Source organism: Ruegeria sp. O6 (assembly GCF_056535045.1).
On the sequence record NZ_JBQERM010000004.1, the window covers coordinates 1 to 16,719 of the forward strand.

Sequence of the window (16,719 nt, forward strand, 5' to 3'; positions counted from 1 at the left end):
CGCCGATCCTGATCGTATCGCTGGTGAAACGGCCAACCGAGACCAGCGGCACACCTGCCTGACCCGCCGCGATCATCAACGCCTCGGCCTGATCAAAGTTGCACGCGACCAAGGTCGCCGATATCGGCCGCCACTATGTGGTCAGCGCAGTGGTCGGCAACACCGCCCTCAAGGTCGTGACCGAACACAGTGTACCGGAACCGGGATCACAGGTCTTTTTGCAATTCAAACCCGAACAATCCCGCGTCTACCGCGACGGCTGGATTGCAACTCAGGAGCGGGCGCAATGAGAACGGAAAACCAAAAAGCATGGTTCTTTGTCCTGCCCGTTCTTGCACTGGTGGCGTTCAACGCGCTGGTGCCCATGATGACGGTGGTCAACTACTCGGTGCAGGAAACCTTCGGCAACAACCAGTTCTTCTGGGAAGGTTTGGGCTGGTTCGAACAGATCCTGCGATCCGACCGTTTTCAGGCAGCACTTGGACGGCAATTCCTGTTTACCTTCCTGATCCTGCTGATCGAGGTGCCCTTGGGCATCATCGTCGCCCTGTCGATGCCGCGCAAAGGGTTCTGGGTGCCGGTCTGTCTGGTGCTGATGGCCTTGCCGATGCTGATCCCTTGGAATGTGGTTGGCTCGATGTGGAACATCTTCACGCTGCCCAAGATCGGATTGCTGGGATATTTCCTGAATGACGTGCTGGGTATCAACTATGATATGACGCAACAGCCGCTGTCGGCCTGGATAACCGTTATCGTCATGGACGTCTGGCACTGGACCTCGCTGGTCGTGCTGCTGTGCTATGCGGGCCTCGTATCGATCCCGGACGCCTATTATCAGGCCGCCAAGATCGACGGCGCCAGCCCATGGTCGGTGTTTCGTTACATCCAGTTGCCCAAGATGAAGACGGTTCTGACCATCGCGGTTTTGCTGCGGTTCATGGACAGCTTCAACATCTATACCGAGCCCTTTGTTCTGACCGGGGGTGGTCCCGGCAACTCGACCACCCTGCTGTCGATTGACCTTGTGAAAATCGCGCTGGGACAGTTCGACCTTGGCCCAGCGGCAGCGATGAGCCTGATCTACTTCGCCATCACTCTGCTGGTGTCGTGGCTCTTCTACACTCTGATGACAAAGGACGACGCAGAATGAAAAAGCGGTCCATCATCCCGATCCTCTATATCGCGTTCCTGATGCTGCCGATCTATTGGCTGGTGGCGATGTCCTTCAAGACAACGAACGAGATCCTGTCGGGCTTTTCCCTGTTTCCCCAGACTTTTACGCTGGAAAACTATATCACCATCTTCACAGACCCAACCTGGTACTGGGGTTACATCAACTCGATTACCTATGTGACTCTGAACACAGTGCTTTCCGTCTGCGTTGCCCTGCCTGCGGCTTATGCGTTCTCACGCTATCGGTTCCTCGGTGACAAGCAGCTGTTCTTCTGGCTGTTGACCAACCGTATGGCTCCGGCGGCCGTGTTCGCCCTGCCATTCTTCCAGCTTTATTCGTCGATCCACCTTTTCGACACGTATCTGGCCGTGGCTTTGGCCCATACGCTGTTCAACGTGCCACTGGCGGTGTGGATTCTGGAAGGCTTCATGCGTGGCATCCCAAAGGAGCTGGATGAAACCGCCTATGTGGATGGATATTCGTTCCCGCGTTTCTTCGTGACGATCTTTCTGCCCAACATCAAGGCAGGTGTCGGTGTCGCGGCGTTCTTCTGCTTCATGTTCTCATGGGTAGAAATGCTGCTGGCCAAGACCCTGACCGCGGTCGAGGCCAAACCCATCGCTGCCGTGATGACCCGCACAGCATCCAGTGCCGGGTACGAATTGGGGCTGCTGGCCGCCGCGGGCACCCTGACCATCATCCCCGGTGCCATCGTCATCTGGTTTGTTCGCAACTACATCGCGCGTGGCTTCGCGATGGGACGTGTGTGAGGTTCAATATGCGAAAACTGCTTCTCACCCTGCCCTTCCTGCCCTCAGCAGCCTTTGCCCAGGCCAAGGCCGGATGGGGCAATGTCGGACAAGAGGCCGAAAAAGGGTTCTCGTGGACGGACCCCCTTTGGCCCGATTTCTGGATGGCATGGACACCTGCCACGCTGGCCGTGTTTGTCGGTATCTTCTCGGCCATTGCATGCATTGGCTTGCTGGAAGGCTTCAAATTCCGCGACGGGATCGAGCGACGCGGGGTTCTGGGGCTGACGACCACGCTGGGGGATCGCCTGTTCATCACCCTTCTGGGGGCCGCATATATTTTCCTGGCGTGGCTTGGATTGATTGGGCAACCCGTCTGGACACCACTATTCCTGTCCATTGGCTGGGGCGTTTTTGTGTTCTGGAAAGTTTAGACTTTGAGAAATCGCGAAAGGATGCTTGTCTGTCAGGCATAATAACGATGACGACACCGAGACCGATGCGAAAGAAAAAGACAACAAATCTGCTGACCGAGGTCGAACTGGAGTTCATGAACGAGCTCTGGGCCCTCGGGCAAGGCTCGGTGCGTGATGTCCTGGACCGCCTGCCGTCAGAACGCAACCTGGCCTATACATCCGGGGCCACGATCCTGCGCATTCTGGACGAGAAGGGTTTTGTGGAAAGCCACAAGTCGGGAAAGACCCTGATCTATACGCCGCTTCTGGAAAAGGACAGATATCAGGCCCGTTCGCTTCAAAATCTGTCGCGCACGCTTTTCGACGACACCCCCGCCACACTGGTGGCGCGGCTGGTCGACGACGCGGGGCTGAGCGAAGCCGACCTGGAGGAAATTCGAGCACTGGTAGAGAGGAGACTGCAAAATGACAGCGGTTAGACCGGTTCTCGACGCATTCATCGAACTCAACATCGTGCTGGCCTTTTCGGCGGTGATCTGGCTGGTGACCCGCACGGCCCTAAGCCGCACCGCCCTGCGCAATGGCTATGTCGCACAGTTGCGGGCGCTCAAGACCTTGTGCATCTGTGTTCTTGCCAGTCCTTTTCTCGCGGTTTGCGTGTCGTCGCTGGCGACTTACGCTTGGCCGGGCAGTGCCGTGGCCCTTGGCGATATCGCCGTTGCAGCCTATCTGCGCGGTGACATCGCAATGCCTGCCACGCAGTTCGAAGCACTGCTGAACACCCGCGAAAGGTGGGTTGATCTGGCATTGTCCGGACAGCAGCCTGTGATCACCCTCGTTGCCGCCATACTTGCCTGTATCGCAGCCGTGTACGCTGCGCGTGCCTTGCGGGACGCAATGACGATCCGTCAGACTGTCAATTCCAGTTTTCTTTGGCGGCGGTCCGCCAAGGTGGATATTCGACTTTCCGATCGCATCACTGTGCCCTTTGCCGTGCGAGGACTTCGCCGCCGCCACGTCGTTCTACCCAGCCATCTGCTGGACACCCCGCGCGAGTTGCGTTTTGCACTTGCCCACGAGTTTCAGCATATCCGTACGGGTGACGTCGAATGGGAACTGGGGTTTGAGCTGCTGCGTCCGCTGTTGTTCTGGAACCCCGCCTATCTGATGCTCAAGTATCAGTTCGGCCGGCTGCGCGAGTTGGCCTGCGACCAGTCGGTTGTTGCGCGCAAACGGATTGATGCGCGGGAATACACGGCGTGCCTGCTGGACTATTGCGCCCGGACAATCTCAACCAACAGCCCACGCGTTCTGAATGTTGCCTTTGTGACAGGCGGCAAGGCAAAACGCGTGTTGCGGCAACGTGTAATCGCGCTGACCGATGTTCAGCCATCGGTACCTGCCCTACCGGCAGTGTTCCTTGGAATGACGCTGATCTTTGGTGCGCTTTTGGCTCTGGGGTCGGCCTCAATCCAGCAGACACGGGATTGGAGCCATGACCGCCTGATGCTGTCGACAGTGGTCAACCTGGAACGGCTGGAAGCGCGCAATCAGGGGAACTGACCTGATCGCTTACCAGCCGCGACGCCCGAACAGCGAGTGAAGCCGCCCCTGATCGGCAAAAGGCTCGGGCGTTTGCACGCGTTCCAGCCGTGCCACTACGCGCGCGACAAGAACCCATCCTATGACAGCAAAGATGACGCCCCCAAAAGCCTGACCCAGCAGAACGCCCGAGGCCCCGGCGATTTGTGAGCCAATCATGGCAAACACCCATGTGCCAATAGTGTGACGACCCCAGTTTATCCATGTGGAATAGACCGGATGGCCCAGATTGTTGAAACTGGCATTTGTCACAAAAATCACACCGTTGAAGAACGAAGCCAATGCCAGCGGGCCGCAGAACAGATAAATCAGTACGCGCGTTTCCCCCTGGGCTGCGAACAAATTCGCAATTGGCGAACGCAGTAAAAACAAAATGGCCGACATGCAAAGAACGTAGATTGCGGTGAACTTGATCCCGGCCAAAAACGCGGCACGCACGCGATCAAATTTTTCTGCCCCGAAATTCTGCCCGATGATTGGCCCTATCGCGCCGGACAGCGCAAAGATGACCGAAAACGCCACCGGCAACAGCCGCCCAATCACCGCCATGCCCGCAACCGCATCCGTTCCAAACTGTGCAATTTCCCGCACTACGATGGCATTCCCGATCGGCGTGGCGACATTCGTCAGAACGGCAGGGATTGCGATGGCCCGCACGGGCCGAAAATCCTGTGCCACCTGTTTCAGCGATGGGCGTGCAAATCCCTGATGCACCCGCAGCGCGGGCCACAATGCTGCGCCTAACATACATAGCCGCGCCAGGACCGAGGCTATCGCGGCCCCATCCAACCCCAGCCCGACGGCAAAGATCAAAATCGGGTCAAGAACTGCATTCACAACGCCGCCGTAAATCGTTGCCATCATTGATCGGCGCGCATCGCCGTGCGCGCGCAGCACAGCCATCGCCGCCATCGCAATCGACATCACCCACATGGTCGGCAGAATGATCGACACATAGCGCGTCGCCAGCCGCAAAACCTCGCCTTCTGCGCCAAGCAGCGACAACAGAAAGCTGACGTTCAGCAACACTAGAACAGAGGTAACCAACCCGACGATCAGCCCCAGAACGGCGACACTGGATGCGTATTGCCTTGCCTGTTCGGCCCGCCCGCCGCCCAACTCACGCGCGACCAGCGCCCCGGCAGAAATCGACAGACCGATATTGATTGCGTTGGTGAAAAACAGCAGCGTCCCGGCATAACCTACCGCTGCGGCCAGCGCGTCGTTGCCCAGCATCGAGATAAAGACCATATCGACAAAATCGACAGCAAATATCGCCATCAATCCAATGCTCGTGGTCAGCGACATGCGCGTCACATGTAGCATCAGGTTGCCACTTAGAAAGATTGCCTTACCTGCCGATTTTTCCACCAAGTCTTTGGTCGTCCCACCTGCGCGACCCGGACGGGCCCATGATGCCACTGCGTTCGACAAGGGAAAGCCCCGGACAACGCCTAAGTAAACTCACGCGTTTCCGGGGCTTTGTACATCGAATATTTCAGTTCAGGCTCAGCCGATCGGAATTACACAAAGCGGTTCACGTAGTTCTCAAGCACTTCCTGACGCCCCGAGCGTGGCTGAGGATTGAGGTCTTCGGCAAGTACCCGCGCTGCAATCTCGTCGAGGCCAGAGGTTAGCATCGCCTGAGCTTTAGGCGTTTTCCAGCCTGCATACCGGTCGGCCAGCGCCTGTTCCAGACCACCATCTTCAAGCATCGCAGCTGCCGCCTTCAGGCCCCGGGCGCAGATATCCATCCCGCCCACATGCGCCGCGATCAGGTCTTCGGCATCGATGGATTGCCTGCGAAGCTTGGCATCGAAATTGGTACCACCCGTGGTAAACCCGCCCGCTTTCAGGATGTGATAATAGGCCAACGCAACCTCGGGCGTGTTGTTGGGGAACTGATCCGTATCCCACCCGGACTGGTAGTCGTTCCGGTTCATGTCGATGGATCCAAGCATACCTTCGGCCGAGGCAACAGCGATCTCATGTTCAAAGCTGTGTCCTGCCAGGATTGCGTGCCCTTGTTCCAGGTTCAGCTTGACCTCATCCTCAAGGCCGTACTTGCGCAGGAAACCGATGCAGGTTGCCGCATCGAAATCATATTGATGCTTGGACGGCTCCTGCGGTTTGGGTTCTACAAGGATCGTGCCTTTGAAGCCGATCTTGTGCTTGTACTCGACCACCATGTTCAGGAACCGGCCCATATGATCCAGTTCAGCCTTCATGTCGGTATTGAGCAGCGTCTCGTAGCCCTCGCGCCCGCCCCAAAGCACATAGTTCTCGCCGCCCAGCTTGTGGGTCGCGTCCAAACAGGATTTCACCGTTGCGGCGGCAAATGCAAAGACATCAGGGTCGGGGTTGGTGCTGGCACCGCCCATCCAGCGACGATGGCTGAACATATTGGCTGTACCCCACAGCAGCTTGGTGCCGGACACTTGCATCTTTTCACCGATATAATCGGTGATCTCGTTCAACGTGCGCAGATTGTCGGCGAAGTTCCCCTGCTCAGGGCGGATATCGGCATCATGCCAGCAGAAATAGGGTTGGCCAAGGATCTCGAACATCTCAAAGGCGACGTCGGCCTTCACTTTGGCGCGGCCCATGTCGTCTTGCGGATGCCATGGGCGCTCAAAAGTCGAGCCACCAAACGGATCCCCTCCTTCCCAGGCAAACGAGTGCCACCACGCCACGGCAAAACGCAGGTGATCCTCCATACGCTTACCCATCACGATCTCGTCCGGGTTGTAGTGACGGAATGCGAGCGGGTTCTTACTGTTCTCGCCCTCGAACTGGACCTGCTCGATCCCCTGAAAGAAACCGCTCGTCATCTCGTTTACCTCATTCCGTCTTTTCGCCGGGCTTCTTGCCCAAAATGATCATCGACAACAGATCGTCATCCGTGACATCGGCGATGTCGACAGTGCCAACCAGTTGCCCGTTTTTCATGACCGAAGCCCGGTCGCACAACTCCATCACTGCATGCACATCATGGTCGATCAGGAATATCCCGATCCCCTGCGCCTTGAGCTGTTGGATCAGGTCCGCCACCATCTGAGTCTCGTGCGGGCCAAGCGCGGCTGTGGGCTCGTCCATGATCAGGATACGCGCGTTGAAGTATACCGCCCGCGCGATGGCCACCGACTGCCGCTGACCACCGGATAGCGCCGACACCGGGTCATTGAACTTCTGAAAGTTCGGGTTCAGCTGTGCCATGATCTTGCGGCATTCGGCCTCCATCGCGGCATCGTTGACCAACCCGAAGGGCGTGACCATCTCCCGCCCCAGGAAAAGGTTCGAACTTGCATCCAGATTGTCCGCCAAGGCCAGCGTCTGATAGATCGTCTCGATATTGTTTGCACGCGCATCGCGGGGGTTGTTGATCTCAACCCTCTTGCCGTCGATCAGGATCTCTCCGTGGTCCTTCTGATAGGCACCCGAAAGCACCTTGATCAGCGTAGATTTACCGGCCCCGTTGTGGCCCAGAAGGCCCACAACCTCGCCCGGGTACAAGTCGACCGAGACACGGTCCACCGCCTTGATGCCGCCGAACGAAATCGAGATATCGCGCATTTCGACAAGCGGAGGCTGGCCGGACCCACGGCCCGAAGTTTGGTTCTGTGTTTCTTGTGCTTGCATCATTTCGCTCCCAGACGTTTGCGATAGACGATGTCGATATAGACGGCCAAAACCAGAACGGTGCCCACGACGATGTTCTGAAAGGGTGCGTCCACGCCAACCATGGCCATGCCCGATTGCAGCGCCTGCATGATCAGCGCGCCTAGGATCGCGCCGTAGATCGTACCAATACCGCCGGACAAGGCGGTGCCGCCGATCACGGCCGCAGCAATCACGCGAAGCTCATCCAATGTGCCGATATCGTTCGAGTGGTTGGCCAGACGGGCCGAGGCCACGACCGCCGACAGCGCACACAGGAACCCCATCAGCGCAAAGATCTTGACGGTCATCATGCGGGTATTGATGCCCGACAGTTCCGCCGCATCCGGGTTGCCCCCCGTGGCAAAGATATAGCGGCCAAATCGGGTTTTGCGGGCCACAACAGTCAAGGTTACTGCAACAAGGATCAGGATCAGAACCGAGATCGGGATACCGTAACCCACAACAAGCCCTTCAGGCATGGTCTCGCCCCGCGCTTCGAACATACGTTCCAGCCTGCGTGTGGGGATCGAGTAACTGTTGACGATCAAGACATAGCCCATAATGGCGATGCCAATGATCCCCGCCAAAGTTGTTTCGGCCCAAACCGGTTTCACAGGGAACCCATGGGCAGCCTTGGAGCGGCGTCCGCTCCACAACGCCCAGACCGCAATAGCGGTGGCGGCAAGGCCGAACAGAAGGCTGACCGTTGTTCCCAACGTCCCGTTGGTTCCGCCAAATATCAGGAACGTGCTGTCCAGCGGGCCGATTGTCTGGCCGTCTGTCATGTACCAGGCGACGTTGCGCCAGACCAGAAAACCGCCAAGCGTCACGATAAAGGCCGGTATCGTCAGATAGCCTACCATCCAACCGTGGAATGCGCCGATCAAGGTTCCGACTGCGAGACCGACAACAAGGGTGATTGCCCAAGTCGCCGGGTGATTTAAACCTAACCCCAGCACGTTCGGCAAAAGCTCGGTTTGTGTCATCGCCATGACGGCGGATGTGGTCGCCAGCAGCGCGCCGACCGAAAGATCAATGTGGCGCATCACGATAATGAACACCATGCCGCAGGCCATTATCGCGACCGAGACGGTCTGGATCGACAGGTTGAACAGGTTTCTGGGCGTCAGAAAACGGCCATCCGTTACGATGTTGAAGCCGATGCAAAGGATGATAAAGGCGCCGATCATGCCCAATAGCCGCATGTCCAGTTCCAGTTGCTGGAACAGGTTGGCCTTTGCTTTTTGGGGTACCGGCTGAGACGAAGTTTCGGTCATATCCGATCTTTCATGTTCAGCTATGGTCTCTGGCCCGGCCTTGCGGGCCAGAGACGTTATGGTTTGGAGACTTGACTTAGTTGCAGGGTGCAGGGCCGTTTTCGACGCCCTGGCACAGGTCTTCCAGCGGAATCCAGCCAGCATCGACCACAACGGAAAGGTTGTCTTTTGTGATCGGCACAGGCGCCAGGAAGACAGACGTCATCTCAGTCCCACCGGGCGAAGTCCAACTGACCGCGCCTTCGACGTCCGCCGCAGCCGTTCCACCGCTCAGCGCGACCGCGATTTCACCTGCGGCCTTGCCCAGCTCACGTGCGTCTTTCCAGACCGAAACGGTTTGCGTGCCTTTGGCCACCCGGTTCAGCGCCGCATGGTCGCCATCCTGACCCGACACCGGAATGCCGTCCATACCTTGTGCGGTCAGTGCAGCAACTACACCGCCTGCGGTTCCGTCATTTGACGCGACCACAGCATCAACTTTGTTTTCGTTGGCGGTCAGGATCTGTTCCATGTTGCGCTGCGCGTTCGCAGGCAGCCAGCCGTCGGTATAGGCTTCGCCCACGATCACAATGTCACCACTGTCAACAGCGCCCTGAATGATCTCCTGCTGACCACCGCGCAGGAAATCCGCGTTCGGGTCGGTGGGCGAGCCCTTGATCATCACATAGTTGCCCTTGGGCATGGCGTCGAACACCGCGCGCGCCTGCATACGACCGACTTCGACATTGTCAAAGGTCAGGTAGAAGGCCCGATCATCTTCGATCAGACGGTCATACGCGATGACTGGGATACCTTCGTCGGCCGCTGCCTGAACAGCTGGACCGATGGCCTGGGAATCCTGCGCCAGAATGATCAGCGCATCAACGCCCTGGGCGATCAGACTTTCAATATCCGACAACTGCTTGGCCGACGACGATTGCGCATCTGCCGAAATATATTCGGCACCGCCCGCCTCAAGCGCGGCTTTGATTGCCGCTTCGTCGGTTTTCCAGCGCTCTTCCTGGAAGTTCGACCAGCTGACACCGACCGTGGTTTCTGCAAACGCAACCGTCCCCATCAGGACGGCCACAGCAGAAGCGCTGAGAATTCGTTTCATGATTTCCTCCCGGTTTATCGAGCCATCGCTTCATGATTCGTGGCTCTCACAATTCTGAGTAGCATATTTATTTCAGTCAGTAAAATATTTATGCTACCCGAAAGAAGAAAAACCGCTTACGCTTGGGAAATCATCAGATTCGCGAGGGCAGGATGCTGAAAAGCAAGGTTTCTTCAAACGCTACGGATCAACGAAACATCACCCGTTTGCGCGTGCTGGAACAAATCCGATCGACCGGATCGATATCGCGGATCGACATTGCAAGCGCTCTTGAGACCAGCCCGGCGACAGTGACAGCGGCAACGTCAGACCTGCTTTCAGCTGGTTTGATTCAGGAAATCGAAAGCGAAACACCGTCAAAATCCGCGCGCCGCGGCAGACCACGTGTGTTGCTGAAACTGCATGGCGGAAGTCACCTGATTGCCGGTGTGAAAGTGGCCCGGCACCAGATTTCAGTCATCCTGGTCGATTTTGAAGGCACTGAGATCACCTCTTACACTCATCCGCTGGAAGAGGCCCGGATGGCCCCGGAGTCTTTTGCAAAAAAGATATACGCGGCGCTGGAACAGGCCTGCACCTCTGCAAGCAGGTCCCTGACAGAGGTTTCCGGCGTCTGCATCGGAATTGCCGGACTGGTCGACGCAGAGCGGAATTTTGTACATTGGTCATCTTCGCTGACAGTGCGCAATGTGGATCTGAGCCCGCTTCTGTCCCAAGTGCTCCCCTGCCCTGCGTTTATCGAGAATGACGCCAATCTGGTTGCAAAGGCCGAACAGCTTTTCGGGCTTGGCAAAGGGCTGAAGAACTTTCTGGTTGTCACGATAGAACACGGCATTGGTCTGGGCATTGTGTTGGATGGCAAGCTTTATCGCGGCGAGCGCGGTTGCGGCGCGGAATTCGGGCATGTCAAAGTTCAGCTGGATGGCGCATTGTGCCAGTGCGGGCAACGCGGATGCCTTGAAGCTTATGTTGGGGAATATGCCCTGATCCGCGAGGCAACCATTGCCAGCCAGGCTACTGACCCGCACACTCTTGCTGATATTCACGCCGCCGCCCAATCCGGTGATGCCCGGTCCATTTCAGTTCTGTCCCGCGCTGGACAGATGTTTGGAATGGGGCTTTCCAACTTGATCAATCTGTTCGATCCGGAATGTATCATCCTGTCCGGCACCCGAGGCAGCTTTGAATACCTGCATTCTGAGGCAGTGATGACCCGTATCAAAAACGGTGTCGTCAGCGTTGACGCGCCACTGCCTGAAATCAACGTAAACCATTGGGGGGATTCAATGTGGGCAAAAGGGGCAGCAGCCTATGGGATCGAACAAGTCTCGATCCTGAAAGTCAGGGAACTGGCGGAAAATGCGAGTTGAACTGACGATCCTGCTAGCGACAGCGTCTGCCGCCACGGCCGACATCAACCTTCCGCAGTTTCACAGCATCGACGTCCCCAGCCATGTTTACGACGGCGGATGGGAGCACTTCGTGGGCGGAGGCATCGCCGTTTTCGACTGCAATGGCGATGATCGGCCCGAACTGTTTGCCGCAGGGGGAACCAACCCGGCGCAATTGTTTGTCAACACATCAGGACCCAATGTCAGTTTTCGGCCAGAAACGCCAAGCGCGCTATCCCTGACCGGCGTGACCGGCGCCTACCCAGTGGATATCGACGGGGACGGATTTGTGGACTTGGCGGTTTTACGCGTTGGCGAAGACGTTTTGTTGCGTGGCAAGGCGAATTGCGCATTCGAACCGTTCACCTCGTTGAATTTCCAGTCTCAGGAACACTGGACCACCGGTTTTTCCGCCACTTGGGAAAGCGGTCAATCCCTGCCGACACTGGCTTTTGGAACATATGTCGACCGAACCAATCCCGATGGCCCGTTTGAAGCCTGCGGGCCGACGCTTTTGTATCGCCCCGAAGGGACGGCCTATGGCCCACCTCTCCACCTGGTACCGGGACATTGTTCCTTGTCCATACTGTTTTCCGACTGGGCGCGCAGCGGGCGCGCGGACCTGCGTGTCAGTAACGACCGCCATTACTATGTACGCGGCGGGCAAGAGCAGCTTTGGGCTATGGAAAACACGCCACGCCTTTACGCGCCGGAAGATGGGTGGCTGCCCTATTCGATCTGGGGCATGGGGATTGCATCAAGGGATATTTCGGGGGACGGCTTCCCGGATGTTTACCTGACCTCGATGGGGGATCAGAAGTTTCAGATCTTTGATCCCACTGCAGAGGGGCCGACATGGCGCGACGCGACTTATGACCGGGGGACAACGGCGCACAGGCCGCATGTCGGTGGCGATGGTCGCCCCTCAACCGGCTGGCATGCGCAGTTCGGCGACGTCAATAACGACGGGCGCGACGACATATTTGTCGCCAAGGGCAATGTCGAACAGATGCCTGATGCGGCGCAAACCGACCCCAACAACCTGTTGCTGCAATCCGCAAATGGTCAGTTTTTCGAAGCTGCCTCAGCGGCGGGTGTCGCCTCAATGGGAAAGTCCCGCGGTGGCGCCCTGGCGGACCTGAACGGGGATGGATCGCTTGATCTGGTCGTGGTCAATCGCGGGTCAGCGCTTGAGGTATTTCAGAACGAACAACAGCTTGGAAACTGGATTCAGGTTGATCTTGGCCAGGATCGACCCAACCGCACAGCTGTCGGCAGCTTCATCGAGGTCAAAACCACCGACGGAATTCAAACGCGGGAAGTGACCATTGGCGGCGGTCATGCAAGCGGAATCTCCGGGCTTCACCACTTTGGCTTGGACCAAGCGGACGAACTGGAGCTGCGGGTTACCTGGCCAAACGGCACGGTTGGTGATTGGCAGACCTTCAGAAGCAACCAAGTGCTTCGCATCGACCGCTGATCATTGATCAACAGGCAAACCGCTGGGAACATGCGCTGGCACACCCAGCCGGACCGCCGGGTCTTCCAATGTGCTGAGAAAGCTCAAAATGGCGTTTACTTCATCATCACTCAGGCTGATTGGGGCCAGATCATTCGACACGGCAATCGCCTCGGTCAGCGTGGGGTCGAGCAAGGCTTTTTGATCTTCCGCGCCCGGAAACTCTGGCAACGCTGCTTTTTCGACCGAATAGCTGCGCAAAGCTGCGACCGGATCCAGATGATGACGGACAACATCTTCAAGCCGCGCGTAGGCTCCGTTGTGACCATAGGGTGCCGTAAGGGTCACATTGCGCAAGGATGGCGTGCGAAATGTGAAGGCGTCATCCGCATTGCCCGTCACACGCAATCGCCCGTCATCGCGAACATGGTTCTCGAACCGGGCGGCTTTTCCCGGCCCGATTTGCGGCATGGCGATAGAATGAAATCCATGATCCGTCTGGAACCAGCCGGAATGGCAGGTGCTGCACCCGGCTTTGCCGTAAAAAAGGTCGAGCCCCATCTGTGCCTGCTCGGGCAGCGCTTCTTTCCCCTGCATCGCGCGATCAAACAGGCTGTTGTCAGCGCGCCATTCAAAGGCGATGAAATCGGCAATGATATTGGCGATTGCGGTAAAAGTAATCTCTTCTCCGGGCGCGAGCTGGTCAAAGCGCGCCCTGTATTCCGGGATTGCGGCAACACGCGCCGCGATAAGGTCCCATGCGCCGTCCTTTTGGGTCAGCAAACCAAGACGTACGGCTTTGCTCACTTCGTTTTCCGAATAGTGGCCGGCCATTTCGTCAGCCGACAAGACCGGGAACATTGCTTGCGCGGCCAGTGCAGATTGGAAGCCCGGCCTCATATCTGTGCCCAAGGGCGTTCGGAACCCGTCAGGCTGGGACGGGTCTGCCTCAAGACGCCCGTCATGAAAGAAGGTGGTGAATTCCAGCGCCCCAAGGTTCCACAGCCCTGGTGCATTTCGGGGAATGCGCTGCTCGGGCCTGTTTTCCTGATCAAGCCTGCGCGCGGCCCCCAGCCCCACACCGCCCTCGCCGATACCCAGAGACAGCGCATCTGACGTTCCCAGTTTAGGATGATGGCAAGTGGCGCAGCTGATGTTTTTGTTCCCCGACAGGATCGGGTCGTAAAACAGCAACTGCCCCAGTTCGACCTTGGCAAGATCCGGTTCTACAAATTGAGGAAGCGGCCCGAGGTCTTGCGCCTGCGCCGCCTGTAGTGTCACGCAAAGGGCTAGAGCGTATACCGATATCGCAACTTTCATACCTGATCCTCTGGGATTTCCAACGTCAGAACTTGTTTATACGGACGGTCCGGAGAATAGATGACGGACGGAAACAAGGGGTGGTTCACAGCGTCCGTGTAACCGGAAGGCTCAATGCAAAGCCCTGCGCATGGTGTGAAAGGATCAGACAGGTACGACGCGGAATAGACCTGCGCGCCGGGCTGATCAGAGTAAACATTCATGCGCAAACCTGACGGTGTTTCAACCGTTGCAACCGGTCGATTTAATTTGCCCGCCTCTTCAAACACGAAGTAGTGGTCAAGGCCACGCCCCTCATCACCGATAACGCGCACGGATGAGAAATCCAGCCCTTGGTTTTCGATCTCATTCACGACGCCTGTCGGAATGGAGCTGTCGTCCAACTCCAGTACCCGCTTGGAATTCAGTGTCAATCGGCTGTCAAGAATACCGCTTTGGCGCCCAAGAGTATAGTAATTGTGCTGCGCAATGCTGATCGGCGTAGGCCGGTCCGGCCATGCGGTGATCGTGTAAGTCAGCCGTGGAAAAGCCAGCTCGACATGAATCACGAACCTGATTTCTCCGGGAAAACCGTCAGCGCCGTCAGGTGACGTCAAGGACAGAACCGCACGGTTCGACTTGGTCTTCCTGATAATCCAGTGGCTGCGTGACAGCCCGACCACACCGCCATGCAGCGTGTTTTCCCCCTCATTCGCCGTCAAGCGATAAGCGGCATCCTGCATATTAAACTTTGCGCCACCGATCCGATTGGCGACGCGACCCACGATTGCACCCAGATAATATGGGTCCGTCAGATATTCCTGCGGGTTTTGATAGCCCAGGATCAAGGGCGTTTCACCGATCCACCACCCTTGTGTGATCGCCCCATAGCTCAGCAGGGAAACCGACATCGCACCATCTTCCAGAACAACCTGTTCGATGGGTAGGGAAGTGACGCCCTTCATCATGGCGCAGACAAGGGGGATAGTGCCGCATAAAACTGGCGGTATCTTTGATATTCAGCCTCATAGGCGTCGAATAACCCCGCGCGCGGCTGAACAATTTCAGAGATTTCTGGCGATGTCATGAGCTCCACCGGGTCTGCGCCGTTTACTGCACAGGCAGCAAGGCGTGCCGCGCCTATGGCGGCTCCGAATTCACTGCCTTTAGGCAAGGCAAGCGGGACGCTCAGAACAGTTGCCAGCGTCTCGACCCAGAACCGGGATCGTGCGCCCCCGCCCACGACCATCAGGCTTTCAGGTTTTGTTCCCGTGCTCCTGAGAGCCTCAAGGCAATCGCGCAGCGCGAATGAGACACCTTCCATCACGGACTGTGCAAGATCCGCTGGATCCGACGCAATATCCAACCCAAGAAACGCCCCCCGGATGGCGCTGTCATTATGAGGGGTACGTTCCCCCGACAGGTATGGCAGGAACTTGGTCTTCGACGGCCCGGTGACGGTATCCGGCAAAGCCGATGCGAGTGCACCAACGGATTGGCCGAGATTCCGGGACAGCCAGTTCAGGCTGTTGGTCGCCGACAGGATGACGCCCATTTGAATCCAGCGCTCCGGCACCGCGTGGCAGAAGCAATGAACCGCCGTTTCTGGTGCGGGCGCGTAACTGTCCTTGGCAACCAGCAGCACACCCGACGTTCCCAGTGATAGAAAACCGCTGCCTTCGGCGATGCTTCCAATACCACAGGCCGCCGCCGCGTTGTCGCCTGCCCCGCCGGCAACAACAACGGGTCCGGTCAGGCCCCAGTGCTGCAAAATCTCCGCCCTCAGCTCGCCCCCGGCGGCGCTGCCTTCGACCAGTACGGGCATCTGATCCCGACGCATGTGGCTGAGTTCAAGCGCTGTTTCCGACCATTCGCGGCATCCGACGTCCAACCACGCGGTACCCGCGCTATCGGACATGTCGCTGATGTAATCTCCGGTCAGCCAGAAGCGCAAATAATCTTTGGGGAGCAAGACTTTGGCCGTCTTTTCAAAAACGTCAGGTTCATGCCTGCGCACCCATTCCAGTTTAGGCGCAGTGAAGCCGGGAAAAACGATGTTTCCGGTGATCGATCGCATCGCGGAAAGCGCATCCAGTTCGGCAGCTTCACGGGCAGACCTTGTGTCGTTCCAAAGGACACAGGGCCTCAATACGCTACCATTTCGGTCCAGAAGCGTTGCGCCATGCATATGCCCGCTCAGACCTATGCCCCGCACTGCCGAAAACGCAGCGCTGTTTTGCCCCTGCAACTGGGCAACGACCTTTTGACACGCTTCAACCCAATCCGCAGGTTCCTGCTCTGACCAGCCCGGATGCGGTGTCGATGTGTTCACGCTCGCTTCGGCCTCGGCAACGACGTCACCGCCTTCACTGACCACAATTCCTCGAAGACCTGACGTCCCCAAATCAAGACCGAGATACACCTGCTCCTCCCATTTGTAGGCCGCAATACTGTAGGCAACAGAAACCTAGTTTTGCAAAGGCATCAGGTTTCACTGGCACAGTTTGCGCTAACATCACAAGGTGAAACAAGACAAGGAATAAAAAAATGATGTCGTCCTGGACAGCACTGAATGACCCGGACCCAGACAGCGACC

The 16,719-nt window shown here is 57.4% G+C and carries 16 protein-coding genes; 8 read left to right on the forward strand and 8 right to left on the reverse strand.

All coding sequences use genetic code 11. The features are described 5' to 3' along the window. The first annotated feature begins 98 nt into the window (after window positions 1–98). The 6 genes from ACR0DY_RS06790 (at window position 99) to ACR0DY_RS06815 (ending at window position 3,902) form a co-directional block, all read left to right on the forward strand. The gene (locus tag ACR0DY_RS06790; RefSeq protein WP_480897987.1) at window positions 99–290 is read left to right on the forward strand and encodes a hypothetical protein; all 192 of its coding nucleotides are present in this window, start codon (window positions 99–101) and stop codon (window positions 288–290) included. Continuing rightward, a complete protein-coding gene (locus ACR0DY_RS06795; protein WP_209595792.1) occupies window positions 287–1,150 on the forward strand; it encodes a carbohydrate ABC transporter permease in 864 nt (287 codons plus the stop codon). The genes ACR0DY_RS06790 and ACR0DY_RS06795 overlap by 4 nt, the downstream gene beginning before the upstream one ends. Continuing rightward, on the forward strand, window positions 1,147–1,944 hold the full coding sequence (locus ACR0DY_RS06800; protein WP_155139158.1) for a carbohydrate ABC transporter permease: 798 nt from the start codon (window positions 1,147–1,149) through the stop codon (window positions 1,942–1,944). Before ACR0DY_RS06795 ends, ACR0DY_RS06800 begins: the two co-directional genes overlap by 4 nt. 8 nt (window positions 1,945–1,952) lie before the next feature. Further along, a complete protein-coding gene (locus ACR0DY_RS06805) occupies window positions 1,953–2,357 on the forward strand; it encodes a DUF2160 domain-containing protein (RefSeq protein WP_480505706.1) in 405 nt (134 codons plus the stop codon). A gap of 65 nt (window positions 2,358–2,422) precedes the next feature. After that, the gene (locus tag ACR0DY_RS06810) at window positions 2,423–2,818 is read left to right on the forward strand and encodes a BlaI/MecI/CopY family transcriptional regulator (protein ID WP_209504337.1); all 396 of its coding nucleotides are present in this window, start codon (window positions 2,423–2,425) and stop codon (window positions 2,816–2,818) included. Next, window positions 2,805–3,902 (forward strand): M56 family metallopeptidase, encoded by a 1,098-nt coding sequence (locus ACR0DY_RS06815; RefSeq protein WP_480481607.1) that lies wholly within the window; start codon window positions 2,805–2,807, stop codon window positions 3,900–3,902. Before ACR0DY_RS06810 ends, ACR0DY_RS06815 begins: the two co-directional genes overlap by 14 nt. Before the next feature lie 9 nt (window positions 3,903–3,911). Here the strand turns inward: ACR0DY_RS06815 and ACR0DY_RS06820 are convergent, their stop codons facing one another. From ACR0DY_RS06820 to xylF, 5 genes are all read right to left on the reverse strand, one after another. Then, window positions 3,912–5,249 (reverse strand): MATE family efflux transporter, encoded by a 1,338-nt coding sequence (locus ACR0DY_RS06820; RefSeq protein ID WP_480897989.1) that lies wholly within the window; start codon window positions 5,247–5,249, stop codon window positions 3,912–3,914. A gap of 215 nt (window positions 5,250–5,464) precedes the next feature. Continuing rightward, the gene (gene xylA, locus ACR0DY_RS06825; RefSeq protein WP_480481609.1) at window positions 5,465–6,772 is read right to left on the reverse strand and encodes a xylose isomerase; all 1,308 of its coding nucleotides are present in this window, start codon (window positions 6,770–6,772) and stop codon (window positions 5,465–5,467) included. A gap of 10 nt (window positions 6,773–6,782) precedes the next feature. Next, window positions 6,783–7,580, reverse strand: a complete 798-nt coding sequence (locus ACR0DY_RS06830) for an ATP-binding cassette domain-containing protein (protein WP_480481611.1) — start codon at window positions 7,578–7,580, stop codon at window positions 6,783–6,785. After that, a complete protein-coding gene (locus ACR0DY_RS06835) occupies window positions 7,580–8,878 on the reverse strand; it encodes a sugar ABC transporter permease (RefSeq protein ID WP_267364641.1) in 1,299 nt (432 codons plus the stop codon). Before ACR0DY_RS06835 ends, ACR0DY_RS06830 begins: the two co-directional genes overlap by 1 nt. Before the next feature lie 76 nt (window positions 8,879–8,954). Then, window positions 8,955–9,974 (reverse strand): D-xylose ABC transporter substrate-binding protein, encoded by a 1,020-nt coding sequence (xylF, locus tag ACR0DY_RS06840; protein ID WP_267364640.1) that lies wholly within the window; start codon window positions 9,972–9,974, stop codon window positions 8,955–8,957. A gap of 152 nt (window positions 9,975–10,126) precedes the next feature. On the opposite strand from xylF, the gene ACR0DY_RS06845 reads away from it, so the two are divergent. Together ACR0DY_RS06845 and ACR0DY_RS06850 are read left to right on the forward strand one after the other, a co-directional pair. Next, a complete protein-coding gene (locus ACR0DY_RS06845; RefSeq protein ID WP_480537525.1) occupies window positions 10,127–11,344 on the forward strand; it encodes an ROK family transcriptional regulator in 1,218 nt (405 codons plus the stop codon). Continuing rightward, the gene (locus ACR0DY_RS06850; RefSeq protein WP_480897991.1) at window positions 11,334–12,845 is read left to right on the forward strand and encodes a CRTAC1 family protein; all 1,512 of its coding nucleotides are present in this window, start codon (window positions 11,334–11,336) and stop codon (window positions 12,843–12,845) included. Before ACR0DY_RS06845 ends, ACR0DY_RS06850 begins: the two co-directional genes overlap by 11 nt. Here ACR0DY_RS06850 and ACR0DY_RS06855 read toward each other — a convergent pair whose 3' ends face one another. From ACR0DY_RS06855 to xylB, 3 genes are read right to left on the reverse strand one after another with little or no spacing between them, the layout of a single operon-like run. Further along, window positions 12,846–14,144 carry a cytochrome-c peroxidase gene (locus tag ACR0DY_RS06855; RefSeq protein WP_480897992.1) on the reverse strand — a complete coding sequence of 433 codons (1,299 nt, stop codon included), beginning with the start codon at window positions 14,142–14,144 and terminating at the stop codon, window positions 12,846–12,848. It lies immediately after the preceding gene. Continuing rightward, window positions 14,141–15,091 (reverse strand): aldose epimerase family protein, encoded by a 951-nt coding sequence (locus ACR0DY_RS06860; protein WP_480897994.1) that lies wholly within the window; start codon window positions 15,089–15,091, stop codon window positions 14,141–14,143. The genes ACR0DY_RS06855 and ACR0DY_RS06860 overlap by 4 nt, the downstream gene beginning before the upstream one ends. Next, the gene (gene xylB / locus ACR0DY_RS06865) at window positions 15,088–16,545 is read right to left on the reverse strand and encodes a xylulokinase (RefSeq protein WP_480545699.1); all 1,458 of its coding nucleotides are present in this window, start codon (window positions 16,543–16,545) and stop codon (window positions 15,088–15,090) included. Before xylB ends, ACR0DY_RS06860 begins: the two co-directional genes overlap by 4 nt. Window positions 16,546–16,719 lie beyond the last annotated feature (174 nt).